Raw genomic sequence first — 12,215 nt, forward strand, 5'->3', positions numbered from 1 at the left:
GAGGTTGTGGCTTCAGCATAGGCGTCCGGCCGTGAGGCGGGAAGTGCTGTAGGACCTGTTGCGGCTGCCGAGGGTAGCGTTGAAGGGTGTTGTGGGCGTGTCATGTATGTACCGAACTCGACACAATTGCTGCAGTAGCTAGTCTTGTCTTGACCGCGACGACGAATTACCGATCATCGGGTCCCGCAGCGGCGCTGGTTCCGCTACAATGCGCGCCGATTTCGACTTGCCTGAGAGCCCACTCATGTCCGCCTGCCAGACGCCTATCATCGTCGCCCTGGATTTCCCTACCCGTGACGCCGCACTGAAGCTGGCCGATCAATTGGACCCGAAGCTGTGCCGGGTCAAAGTCGGTAAAGAACTGTTCACCAGTTGCGCCTCGGAAATCGTCGGCACCCTGCGCGACAAAGGCTTCGAAGTGTTCCTGGACCTCAAGTTCCACGACATTCCGAACACCACCGCCATGGCCGTCAAGGCCGCCGCGGAAATGGGCGTGTGGATGGTCAACGTGCACTGCTCCGGTGGTCTGCGCATGATGGCTGCCTGCCGTGAAGTGCTCGATCAGCGCAGCGGCCCGAAACCGCTGTTGATCGGCGTGACCGTGCTGACCAGCATGGAGCGTGAGGATCTGGCGGGTATCGGCCTGGACATCGAGCCACAGGAGCAGGTGCTGCGCCTGGCCGCGCTGGCGGAAAAAGCCGGGATGGACGGTCTGGTCTGCTCGGCCCTGGAAGCCCGGGCCCTGAAAACCGCTCACCCGTCGCTGCAACTGGTGACCCCGGGGATTCGCCCGGCGGGCAGCGCCCAGGACGATCAACGCCGCATCCTGACCCCGCGTCAGGCGCTGGAGGCTGGTTCCGATTACCTGGTGATCGGCCGTCCGATCAGCCAGGCGGCGGATCCGGCGAAGGCGTTGGCGGCCGTGGTCGCAGAGCTCGCTTAAACGCCACTAAACCTGAGGGAGCGGGCTTGCCCGCGATAGCGGTGTATCAGACAACATTGATGTTGACTGACACGCCCTCATCGCGGGCAAGCCCGCTCCCACAAGGTTTTGTTGTCGTCAGGTGATACGTTAAACCTTCAAAACCAACTTCCCGAAATTCTCGCCGCTGAACAATTTCATCAGCGTCTCCGGGAATGTTTCCAGTCCTTCGACAATATCTTCTTTGCTCTTGAGCTGCCCCTTGGCCATCCAGCCGGCCATTTCCTGCCCGGCAGCGCCGAACTGCGCGGCGTAGTCCATCACCACAAAGCCTTCCATCCGCGCGCGGTTGACCAGCAGCGCCAGGTAGTTGGCCGGGCCTTTGACCGCTTCCTTGTTGTTGTACTGGCTGATGGCGCCGCAAATCACCACCCGCGCCTTCATGTTCAGGCGGCTCAACACGGCATCGAGAATATCGCCGCCGACGTTATCGAAATACACGTCGACGCCTTTCGGGCATTCGCGCTTGAGGCCGGCCTGCACGTCTTCGTTTTTGTAGTCGATGGCACCGTCAAAACCCAGCTCGTCGATCAGGAACTTGCACTTATCCGCGCCGCCGGCAATGCCGATCACCCGGCAACCTTTGATCTTGGCAATCTGCCCGGCAATGCTGCCCACCGCACCGGCCGCGCCCGACAACACTACGGTGTCGCCGGCTTTCGGCGCACCGACATCGAGCAGGGCGAAGTAGGCGGTCATCCCGGTCATGCCCAGCGCGGATAAATAGCGCGGCAGCGGTGCCAGTGTCGGATCGACTTTATAGAAACCTCGTGGTTCGCCGAGGAAGTAATCCTGCACGCCGAGGGCGCCGTTGACGTAGTCCCCCACGGCGAAACCCGGATTGTTCGAGGCGATGACTTTGCCTACACCCAATGCACGCATGACTTCGCCAATGCCGACCGGAGGGATGTAGGACTTGCCCTCGTTCATCCAGCCACGCATGGCCGGGTCCAGGGACAGGTATTCGTTCTTGACCAGGATCTGACCCGCCGCCGGCTCGCCGACCGGTACTTCTTGATACGTGAACGTCTCACGGGTGGCTGCCCCTACGGGGCGTTTGGCGAGCAGGAACTGGCGATTGGTCTGGGTAGTCATGACAGGCACTCAAGATGAATGAAGTCTTGTTGATAGACCTTCATTGGCGATGCTGCAAGGTTGGCTGACGCTGCGAATGCACATCGATCCAGTGCAGTGATAGTCACGGCGCCGGTTCTATCACTGCAACTCATGGGTGCCCAACCGGCCTTCTGATAGTGCTGCCGTGCCATACGCCCCTATGACTAGACTGGGCACACGCGATCCCCCGCATTCTTCCCTCCGAGGACATAACAATGAGCATGACGTTTTCCGGCCAGGTCGCCGTTGTAACAGGCGCGGCCAATGGTATTGGCCGCGCGACCGCTTTGGCGTTCGCCGCTGAAGGTTTGAAGGTGGTGGTCGCCGATCTGGACGCGGCCGGTGGTGAAGGCACTGTGGCGCTGATTCGCACCGCGGGCGGTGAAGCGACTTTCGTGCGCTGCAATGTCACTGTGGAAAGCGATGTAAAAAATCTGATGGACGAGGTCGTGAATACCTACGGCCGTCTCGACTATGCCTTCAACAACGCCGGTATCGAAATCGAGAAAGGCAAACTGGCCGACGGCACGATCGATGAGTTCGACGCGATCATGGGCGTCAACGTCAAAGGCGTCTGGCTGTGCATGAAGTATCAGTTGCCGTTGCTGCTGGCCCAGGGTGGCGGCGCGATCGTCAACACCGCTTCGGTGGCCGGCCTGGGCGCTGCGCCGAAAATGAGCATCTACGCCGCCTCGAAACACGCGGTGATCGGCCTGACCAAATCGGCGGCCATCGAATACGCCAAGAAAAAGATTCGCGTGAATGCGGTGTGCCCGGCGGTGATCGACACCGACATGTTCCGTCGAGCCTATGAAGCGGACCCGAAAAAGGGCGAGTTCGCCAACGCCATGCACCCGGTCGGGCGTATTGGCAAAGTCGAAGAAATTGCCAGCGCGGTGCTGTACCTGTGCAGTGACGGCGCGGCATTCACCACTGGTCATTCGCTGGCGGTGGATGGTGGGGTTACGGCGTTTTAATGTTCCAGTTCGCGATGAAACTCTTTGTAGCAGCTGCCGAGCCCGCGAGGCTGCGTTCGGCTGCGAAGCAGTCGTGACTCCGGTCGACGCGGTCTGCCTGACGCACCGCAAGTACTGATTTTACGACTGCTTCGCAGCCGAACGCAGCCTTCGGCAGCTGCTACAGATCGCATTACGGCTTATCGATCGGCACCGGCTCCCTGAATACGCCGGTCATTGTGTTTCAAATGGTTAGAACCGAGGGTTTTGGCGGCGTTGTCGCACATCCCCCGGAGCGCTCCTGTGATTAACTGTTTTCCGCAAAACTGACAGGAGTTTGCTTGCTCATGGAGTTGAGAATCGATCGACAGGCATTGGTGCCTGTCGTGCAGCAAATCGTCGACGCACTGGCCGACTGGCTCCGTTGCGACGAGGTATCGCCGGGAACGCGTTTGCCTTCCGTGCGGCAAATCGCGCGAATCAATCTGCTCAGTCAGTCCAGTGTCGTCGAGGCCTGTGAACGGCTTGTGGCTCAAGGTGTACTGGCGACGCGCAACGGCGCGGGTTTCTTTGTCGCGGCTACGGCGCTGACCGCTCAGGGGCAACGGGATTTTCCCTGGTCCGAAGGGGTTGAGCAGCAGAGCGGCCTCGTCGACGAACTGAAACTGGGTTGCGGCGGATTACCCGAAAGCTGGCGCGAGACTGACGACCTGAGCTACGCCATACGCCAGGTCAGCCGCACCGACATGGCCGGGTTGTTCAACTACAGCACGCCACTGGGCTTGCCTGCTTTGCGCCAGCAGATCCTCAAACGGTTGAAGCAGCTGAGTATCGAGGTGAATGAAAGCCGAATCCTGACCACGGCGGGGGCCAGTCATGGGCTCGATCTGATTGTGCGTACTCTATTCAAACCGGGCGATTGCGTGGTGGTGGAGAGTCCCGGTTATTCGATGCTGTTCGAGCTGCTCAGGCTGCACGGGGTCAGCATGATTGAGGTGCCACGAACCCCTCGCGGGCCCGATACCGAAGCACTCGAGGCATTGTTGTTGAAGTACAAACCCCGTGGCTTGTTCATCAACAGCTTTTATCACAACCCCACCGGCAGCAGTTTGACCCCGGGGGTGGCTCAGAAGGTCCTGCAACTGGCCAAAAACCATGGCGTGCTGGTGATCGAAGACGACGTCTATGCGGATTTTCACAGCGGTCCCGGCACACGCCTTGCGGCGCTGGGCATCGATGACAACGTGATCTACGTCAGCAGCTACTCCAAAACCCTCAGCAGTTCGTTGCGGGTCGGCTTTGTAGTGGCCAGTGCCGATGTGATTTCGCGACTGGCGCAGGTCAAGATGATCAGCAGCATGGGGGCTTCGCGGTTTAGCGAGTCGGTGCTGGCTTGCCTGTTGGCCAGTGGTGCCTATCGCAAATTGGTGCAGCGTCAGCGCCAGCGTTTAAGCACTGGCAGGGAAGCGGCCTTGCAGGTGCTCGAAGACGCGGAGTGGGAGGTTTTCGGCAAACCGGCGGGCGGCCTGTTCATCTGGGCACGGTCGCGCAAGTCTGACTACGCTCAGGTGCGAACTCAGGCACGGCGCTTCGGTGTCCTGCTGTCTTGCCCAACGGCGTTCAGTCCGACCGGCAAGGCTCATGACTGGCAGCGCATCAACGTTGCTTATGCCTGTGATCCTCGCGCACGGGCATTTTTTCAGGCCACCGCCAGGGTCTGTTGACGTTTGGTGACGAACCGCGTTGCGATGCCAAGCGTCAACAGACCCTGAGGATCGACCTCAAGCGTTCTGAAAGCGACGCGGGCGTAGCTTTTTGCCATTATTCCGACGCCGGAGACTTGTGTTGGCACAAGCCCGTTGCGAATCTGCATCAACAGACAATGGCAGGGGACTAAGCGCAATGATTTCGGCCGTGCAAGGACGTTTTGCCAACCTCGGTATGGCGAAAAAACTGGGTGTCGGGTTTGTACTGGTACTGCTGTTGACAGCCTTGGTGGCGGCCATCGGCGTATGGTCCCTGCAAACCATCAGTCAGCGCTTCGACGGGCTCAAGCAGATGTCGTCGCTCAACAGCGGTTTGCTCAAGGTGCGTTTGCTTGAGCAGGAATACGCCTTGCACGGTAATCCGAAAACCGCGGACGCCTTGCGCGCCGGGGTAGACGCTCTGATCGCCCTGGCCACTCAGCTCAAGGCCCAGTCAGCGGCCAACGTGCCGGTGATGAATGACGTCGAGCAATCTCTGAGTGCCTATCGCAAGGCGTTTGATGAGTTCGTCTCACTGAGTCAGGCCAAGGACCTGGCACTGGAAATGGCCAGTTGGTCGGTGTCCAGCGTGGCCAATAACCTGGACGTGCTGCAGGCCGGGCTCGCCGATGATGGTGCCTATACCTTGAAGGAATCCGAGGGCAAGGACGGCGCGCAATTCATCGAGCAGGCCAATCAGGTCAGCCAGGTTTCGCGGCTGATGTTGCAGGCCATGAACGAAGCGCGCGTACGCCTGGACCAGAGCCGCAAGGGCGACGACAGCGGCGGGCAAGGCAAGATTGAGCAAGCCGATCAGGCACTGACCCAGGCCGAGCAACTGAAAACCACGATCAAGGATGAGGGTTACCAGACCGTCCTCAATGAAGTGTCCGGTCACATCGCCGGTTTCAGTGAAAAACTTGCCGAATACACCGGCTTATTGGCGCAGGAAAAGACCGTCTACGAGCAACTTCACCAGCGCGCCGCTCAAGTGGTGGAGCGGGTGGATCAGGCCTACCTTGCCGAAGATCAGTCGATGCAGGCAGAGCTGAAAAAGAACTCGCTGTTGATCATCGGCTCCTCGGCGCTGGCCCTGCTCGTGGGGCTGATTGCTTCGTGGGTAATTACCCGGTTGATCGTTACCCCACTGCGCAGTGTTATCCGTGTTGCTCAGCAGATTGCTGCGGGCGATTTGAGTGCAACGATTGAAGTGACCCGCCGTGATGAGATCGGCCAGTTGATGCAAGCCATGCAGCAAATGGGCGCAGGGCTCAGCAATATCGTCAGTGGTTTGCAGGCCGGTATCGAACAGCTGGCAAGCTCTGCTCAATCGCTGTCGGCGGTGACCGAGCAGACCAACCTTGAAGTCAGCAGCCAGAAGGAAGAAACCGAGCAGGTCGCCACCGCGATGAATCAGATGACCGCCACGGTGCACGACGTCGCACGTAACGCGGAAGAGGCCGCCCAAGCGGCGCAGACTGCCGACGGCAAGGTCGAGAGCGGTCAGCAGGTGGTGCGTCAGAGCATGGCGCGAATCGAACAATTGGCGGACTCGGCCACCTCGGCCAGCTCCAGCATCGAAAGCCTCAGTGCGGAAATCCAGAACATTGGCACGGTGCTCAGCGTGATCAAAAGCGTTGCCGAGCAGACCAACCTGTTGGCGCTCAATGCGGCCATCGAGGCGGCGCGGGCCGGTGAGCAGGGCAGGGGCTTTGCGGTGGTGGCCGATGAAGTTCGGGCATTGGCCAAACGAACCCAGCAATCGACCGAGGAAATCGAACGGCTGGTCAGTGCCTTGCGCTCGGCGGCGCACTCGTCGGTGCAGCAGATTCAGAACAGTGGCGAGTTGGTGAAGCTGGCGGTGAGCGATGCGTTGCAGACCGAGAGCGCCTTGGGGAGCATTGCGGCAGCGGTGTCGTTGATTCAGCAGATGAACCAGCAGATTGCGGCGGCTGCGGAAGAGCAGAGTTCAGTCGCCGAGGAGATCAATCGCAGTGTCACCAGTATCCGCGCCAGTGCGGATCAGTCGTCGTTGGCGATGCGCGGCAATGCGGTGTCGAGTATTGAGTTGGCGCAGCTGGGGGTTGAGCTGAAGGGGATGGTGGGGCACTTCAGGCTGTAGGGGCTGCCCTCCATCAATCCCAACGCAAAAAAAAGCCACCTGACCCGGTGGCTTTTCAGCATTTGCATGATCAGTCGTAGATCGCTTTTTTCTTCCAATCGGCATCAGCCTCGACGTCTTTGAGGCCTTCGGTCAATTGGTTCACCTCGCCTTCAACCGGAGCAATCTTGTCCATGACCTGGGCGTTGGCGCGGGCCAGGAGCTTTTCCAGATATTCCAGCTGTTCTGCGTAAACCTGCGGTTCCTGTTGTTTGCGCAGGTATTGCACGCCACGTTCGAAGGCGAGTCGAGCCTGACCGGGCTGGTTCTGTTGCAGAGAATGCTGGCCCAGGTTGTTGAAGAATTCGATGTGCAACAGGACCAGGATGTGACGGACCTCGCGGATCCAGCGTTTGGCTTCGTTGGTCGGCAGGAAACCGTCCTGTGCCGCGCGGGTGATCTGGCCATGCAGGGCTTCGAGCAGGAAACGCACGTCTTTGGCTTTGGCTTCGGTCTGGATCGGAGCCGGCGGGTTGTTGACCGGGATCGATTCGCCCTGGGCGACGAGGCCACTCAGCTCGGTAATCCGTGCTTTCAACGTGGCGTTGGTTTTTTCCAGGTTCAGCAGGCGCTGGCAGACGTTCAGTTCCAGACGGGTCAACAGCAGCTTGAGCGCCGGCGTCATCAATTGACCGGGGAAGGTCTCGGTGATTTCGCCGCAGCGACGCAGGCGGTCGTTGAGTTCAACCTTGGTGCGGGCCCTTTCCAGCTTGTTGTTTTCCACCACATGGTTCATGTAGCCAATGGCGATCAATAGTGCGATCCCGGCTACAACTAGCAGGGTGATCATGAGTGGTGTCACCGGTAAGACCTCTTTATGGGGTTCGCGTGCGAGTCGAGTGTAGTGGCTTGGCATTTGGGCGCCTAGCGCCGCTCGACGGGTTGAATCGGTTATGGCTCTGCTTATATCGGCCGTATTGCTGCATATATAAGTAAATAGCGTGCGAGGTGCACATTGCCATCATCTCGGCGCGGACTATAGCGTCTTGATGGATGCCAGAATATAGGCGCCCAGGGTCAGGCGACGGAAAAGCCTGAATCGCTGCTGAAAGCAGGGCGAAGTCATTGATTTAAATAAATTTATATCTGGGGGTTGACGACCCCTCAATCCATCCATAGAATGCGCGCCACTTACAGCGTAAAGCACACAGCGAAACGCGGTAGGGAGTGAATGTTGTACGTGTGTCCCCTTCGTCTAGTGGCCTAGGACACCGCCCTTTCACGGCGGTAACAGGGGTTCGAGTCCCCTAGGGGACGCCAATGCGGGAATAGCTCAGTTGGTAGAGCACGACCTTGCCAAGGTCGGGGTCGCGAGTTCGAGTCTCGTTTCCCGCTCCAGTTTTAAACGGCTTTGCTTTCGGGCAGGGCTGAGTGAAACCAGAACCAAATCTTCGGATGCGGATCTGGGCACCGAAACACACACCATGTGTTCCGGGCAGCGTGTCCCCTTCGTCTAGTGGCCTAGGACACCGCCCTTTCACGGCGGTAACAGGGGTTCGAGTCCCCTAGGGGACGCCATTTGCGGGAATAGCTCAGTTGGTAGAGCACGACCTTGCCAAGGTCGGGGTCGCGAGTTCGAGTCTCGTTTCCCGCTCCAAATTCAAAAAAACGCCGCTCATTGAGCGGCGTTTTTTTATGCGCGTTATTTGTCATTTGCATTAATTGGAATAAAAACCTTTGGGGCATCCGTAGCAGCTGCCGAGCTCGCGAGGCTGCGTTCGGCTGCGAAGCAGTCGCGAATCGGTCTGACACGGTCTGTCTGACGCGCCGCGAGTGCTGATTTTACGACTGCTGCGCAGCCGAACGCAGCCTCGCAGGCTCGGCAGCTGCTACAAAGGAGTGTCGGCTAAAATTGGTTGCGCATGAAAAACTGCCTCAACTTCCGAGGCTCTGCACCAGGCTTTCGAGCACTTCAGCGGTTGTATCCTCCAGCGCCGGTTGCGCGGCTACGGCTCTAAGTTGGCAGGTCAAACGGTATTCGCTGGGCGTGCAGTTGACGAACTGCTTGAAGGCGCGAGCGAAGTAGGACGGGTCCTTGAAGCCAGCCTCATAGCCGATGCTGGTAATAGGCATCTGGCTGTTGTCGAGCAGTTGCTTGGCGAAGCTCATGCGCTTGTCCAGGATGTAATCGGTGAAGCCAACGCCATTGGCTTCCTTGAACAGGCGGCTGAAGCGAAAGGTCGTCATACCGCAGCGCTTCGCCAAATCCCTCTGATCGATGCTGTCCCGAAAGTGCTGATCGATGTACAGCATGATGTTGCTCAGCGCCTGGTGTTTTTGGTGCCCCGAGGTCAGGCGGATGCTGTCCGGCAGGGTCGGAGAGTGATCAATCAGCGATGTCTGGCCTTGGCCGTTGATGTTTCGGCGCAACTCGCACAGCTGCACCACTGCCGTCAGGTAGCGCTTTTTCTCAGTACCTGAGAGCGGGAGCACCATGTATTCCCAGACACTGGAGCGCATGGCCCAGACGGCCAGTTCTTCTGAATGTTGGATGGTGAACATGGTGATCGGGATGGTGGGGGTGGTGCGTTTGATCTCCAGCAACAGCCTCAAGCCCGGTGTGTCGGGGCGATCAAAATGGATGCAGATCATGTCTGCCTGTTCCCCGTGGGGCAACACGGAGTTTTTCGCCAATTTGCAGTCGCAGGTACCCTCGAACTGCGCGATGAGTTCCTTCGTGGAACGATCGTGGGTCAGATCGAACCACAGTAGCGATGGCCTTCTGGTCAAATTGGACGTCATGTCTCTACTCTGGGGTTCTTAGCGCCGCTCTTCGCTGAGTAGTATTGCTAACGTTCGATCACTTTGCAGACTAAATGCTTATAAGGAACTCATGCTTTAGTTCTATGCGCTCTATATTTCGTTTGAAAATCGACCCTGCCCGATTGTTTGTTAGCGTGGAATCAATGCCCCAAGCCTCAACCGCTCGTCGCTTGTGAATCAACGACAATCGCACTCGCAAGTCATTTCCTTCTTTACCCCGTCATTCCTTCCAAAAGCCAACTAACGGTAGTTGGCACCACCCGCAAAAAAGTCCTAGTGATGTGCAAAATCTTCCTAACGCCTATGCCTTGCCCCTGACTAGTGTTGCATCCAGGCAGAGCAAAACGCACTGCCTCAGAAAAAACAACATTCGAGTGAGGTGGGCAAAATGATCATGCAAACAATCAAGGCTTCGGTAGTGAAGTTCGCCAAAGACGAAGACGGCCTGACCATTGTGGAGTACGCGGTGGCAGGTGGGTTGATCACAGTAGCTGTGGTCGGGGCGTTCACGCTTCTCGGCGGGGTTGTGGATACCAGAATCCGGGCTATTTGTAACGCCATTGTTCCTGGCTCCTGCTAATAACAACAACTCTGTTAGGGAGATGCGCAATGTCCATGGAACAGCTGGTAGCGACCGTTGTGCTGATAGGACTGCTGGGCGTGGCGGTGGTGAGCGACTTGCGTCGCCACCGCATTCCCAACCTGCTGATCCTGGTAGGTCTGGCCTTGGGATTGGCCGGCCAGACTTATTCAGGTGGGATTAGCGGGATGGGGGACGGCCTGATGGGCCTCCTGATCGGTTTTGCGCTGTTCCTGCCCATGTATGCCCTGGGCGGCATGGCTGCCGGTGACGTCAAGCTGATGGCCATGGTTGGCAGTTTCCTACCCCCCCATTACGCCTTGTGGGCTGTGTTCTTCAGTCTGCTATGGGGAGGCTTGTGCGGTTTCCTGATCGTGCTGATGCGCGGTCAATTATTGCAAACCCTGGGACGTTATCGGTTGATGCTTCGGGCGCGGGCCTATATGACCCCGAGCTCGGACGAGGTGGCCGGTAAGCCCTTTCCTTATACGGTTGCGATCCTGCTCGGGACGTTGAACAGCGTCTACTGGCAACTCGTTGCCGGTGGATTTGGAGGTTAGTCATGCACGTCATCGTCGATAGTGATGCCTACCCCAGCGAACGAGAAGCGGTGCAGCGGTTGGCTCCTCAGCCCTGCACTATCCGCGAGACTGGTCTGAGCGACAGTTTCCTCGGCGAGTTGGTGTGCAAGCATTTGCATGACGCCGGCGTGCTGGACATGTCGCGGCTGGTGGAGCGCCTGGCGCTGACCGGCGCCGTACTTGAAGAGGTCCTGGCGTTCCTGCGCAAGGATGGCCGTGTTGAAGTGCTCGGCCAAATGGGCCCGCAAACAACGGGCGGGCAGATGTTGCGTTATGGCCTGACCGAACGCGGTCGCAGTGCTGCCCGCGACGCTCTGTCGCGCAGTGGCTACATCGGCGCGGCACCTTTTCCGGTGAGTACCTATCGGTCCCTGATCAAAATCCAGACCATTCACCACGGTCGCATCACTGCCAATGAAATGCACAGGGCCCTCGCCGGCGTAGTGCTCACGGAAGGGATGCTCGATCAGCTGGGCGTGGCCCTGAACTCCGGTCGCGCAATCATGATTTATGGCCCCGCGGGTACCGGCAAGACGTATGTCAGCAGTCGGCTGATTCGTCTGTTCGCCGAGGCCATCTGGGTGCCGCATGCCATCGTTATCAACGAGTCAGTGATCGAGATTTACGACCCGCAGGTGCATCAGCGTCTGGATGACAACAGTCAACAGAACAATCTGATGCTCAACGAAGGGATCGACCGTCGACTGCTGTGCTGCAAACGCCCTATCGTTATTACGGGCGGCGAGTTGAGCATGGAACAGCTGGACGTTCGCTATGACTCCTCGACCCGTCAGTACCAGGCCGCCTTGCAGCTCAAGGCCAGTAATGGCCTGTTCATCATCGACGACATGGGACGCCAGCGCATGGCGCCCGCCGAGCTGTTGAACCGCTGGATCGTACCGATGGAAGAGAAACGCGATTTCCTCAACCTGGGCGGCGGTCGGCATTGCGAGCTGCCGTTCGATCTGATTCTGGTGTTCTCCACCAACCTCAATCCTCTGGAACTGGCCGATGAGGCCTTCCTTCGCCGGATTGGCTACAAACTGCAATTCGGTTACCTGAAGCCTGAGGAGTACGAAAAGATCTGGCGTCAGGAAAGCGAGCGTCTGGGTATTCCTTTTGACCCGCTGCTGCTGCGGTATGTCCTGCAAAGACTTTATGCAAGTGAAGGCATGCCCCTGGTGCCTTGCCATCCCCGCGATCTCCTGAACATGGCGCTCGATCGTCAGCGTTATATGGGTGGTTCCGGACCATTGTCACCGCAAGAGTTGGAATGGGCCTGGCACAACTACTTCGTCCAGCTCGACTTTCTTTGATACGGAGATACTGAC

10 protein-coding genes and 4 tRNA genes are annotated in these 12,215 nt (G+C 58.4%); 11 read left to right on the forward strand and 3 right to left on the reverse strand.

Going from position 1 to position 12,215, the window contains the following annotated elements:
• Positions 1 to 244 precede the first annotated feature (244 nt).
• The gene (gene pyrF, locus JFU11_RS11030) at positions 245 to 943 is read left to right on the forward strand and encodes an orotidine-5'-phosphate decarboxylase (protein WP_008011684.1); all 699 of its coding nucleotides are present in this window, start codon (positions 245 to 247) and stop codon (positions 941 to 943) included.
• 129 nt (positions 944 to 1,072) lie between these two features.
• Here the strand turns inward: pyrF and JFU11_RS11035 are convergent, their stop codons facing one another.
• Complete coding sequence (locus JFU11_RS11035; RefSeq protein ID WP_201060619.1) at positions 1,073 to 2,077, reverse strand: NADP-dependent oxidoreductase; 1,005 nt, start codon at positions 2,075 to 2,077, stop codon at positions 1,073 to 1,075.
• Between the two features lie 236 nt (positions 2,078 to 2,313).
• On the opposite strand from JFU11_RS11035, the gene JFU11_RS11040 reads away from it, so the two are divergent.
• The 3 genes from JFU11_RS11040 (at position 2,314) to JFU11_RS11050 (ending at position 6,921) form a co-directional block, all read left to right on the forward strand.
• Entirely contained in the window at positions 2,314 to 3,075 is a 762-nt protein-coding gene (locus JFU11_RS11040; protein WP_201060620.1) for an SDR family oxidoreductase, read from the forward strand.
• Between the two features lie 326 nt (positions 3,076 to 3,401).
• Positions 3,402 to 4,778, forward strand: a complete 1,377-nt coding sequence (locus tag JFU11_RS11045; protein ID WP_201060621.1) for a PLP-dependent aminotransferase family protein — start codon at positions 3,402 to 3,404, stop codon at positions 4,776 to 4,778.
• Between the two features lie 178 nt (positions 4,779 to 4,956).
• Positions 4,957 to 6,921: a methyl-accepting chemotaxis protein gene (locus tag JFU11_RS11050; RefSeq protein WP_201060622.1), complete on the forward strand. Its 1,965-nt coding sequence runs from the start codon at positions 4,957 to 4,959 to the stop codon at positions 6,919 to 6,921.
• A gap of 70 nt (positions 6,922 to 6,991) precedes the next feature.
• Here the strand turns inward: JFU11_RS11050 and JFU11_RS11055 are convergent, their stop codons facing one another.
• A complete protein-coding gene (locus tag JFU11_RS11055; protein ID WP_187326507.1) occupies positions 6,992 to 7,750 on the reverse strand; it encodes a hypothetical protein in 759 nt (252 codons plus the stop codon).
• Between the two features lie 394 nt (positions 7,751 to 8,144).
• Here JFU11_RS11055 and JFU11_RS11060 point away from each other — a divergent pair.
• The 4 genes from JFU11_RS11060 to JFU11_RS11075 all read left to right on the forward strand — a co-directional run bounded on the left by JFU11_RS11060 (position 8,145) and on the right by JFU11_RS11075 (position 8,557).
• Positions 8,145 to 8,220: transfer RNA gene (locus JFU11_RS11060), tRNA-Glu, on the forward strand.
• Between the two features lie 2 nt (positions 8,221 to 8,222).
• Positions 8,223 to 8,298, forward strand: a tRNA-Gly gene (locus tag JFU11_RS11065).
• Positions 8,299 to 8,402: 104 nt separating this feature from the next.
• Positions 8,403 to 8,478: transfer RNA gene (locus JFU11_RS11070), tRNA-Glu, on the forward strand.
• A 3-nt stretch (positions 8,479 to 8,481) separates the two neighbouring features.
• Positions 8,482 to 8,557 (forward strand) — tRNA-Gly (locus JFU11_RS11075).
• A 278-nt stretch (positions 8,558 to 8,835) separates the two neighbouring features.
• Here JFU11_RS11075 and JFU11_RS11080 read toward each other — a convergent pair.
• Complete coding sequence (locus JFU11_RS11080; protein WP_201060623.1) at positions 8,836 to 9,702, reverse strand: DNA-binding response regulator; 867 nt, start codon at positions 9,700 to 9,702, stop codon at positions 8,836 to 8,838.
• Between the two features lie 409 nt (positions 9,703 to 10,111).
• On the opposite strand from JFU11_RS11080, the gene JFU11_RS11085 reads away from it, so the two are divergent.
• Genes JFU11_RS11085 through JFU11_RS11095 form a run of 3 tightly spaced genes read left to right on the forward strand, consistent with a single transcriptional unit; the run spans position 10,112 to position 12,200 of the window.
• Positions 10,112 to 10,303 carry a Flp family type IVb pilin gene (locus JFU11_RS11085; RefSeq protein ID WP_123723044.1) on the forward strand — a complete coding sequence of 64 codons (192 nt, stop codon included), beginning with the start codon at positions 10,112 to 10,114 and terminating at the stop codon, positions 10,301 to 10,303.
• A gap of 29 nt (positions 10,304 to 10,332) precedes the next feature.
• Positions 10,333 to 10,863, forward strand: coding sequence for a prepilin peptidase (locus tag JFU11_RS11090; RefSeq protein WP_123723045.1), 531 nt, complete (start codon positions 10,333 to 10,335; stop codon positions 10,861 to 10,863).
• 2 nt (positions 10,864 to 10,865) lie between these two features.
• On the forward strand, positions 10,866 to 12,200 hold the full coding sequence (locus JFU11_RS11095) for an AAA family ATPase (protein WP_123723046.1): 1,335 nt from the start codon (positions 10,866 to 10,868) through the stop codon (positions 12,198 to 12,200).
• The last annotated feature ends 15 nt before the right edge of the window (positions 12,201 to 12,215 follow it).

The organism is Pseudomonas sp. TH37, from assembly GCF_016650735.1.
Taxonomy (GTDB): Bacteria; Pseudomonadota; Gammaproteobacteria; order Pseudomonadales; family Pseudomonadaceae; genus Aquipseudomonas; species Aquipseudomonas farris.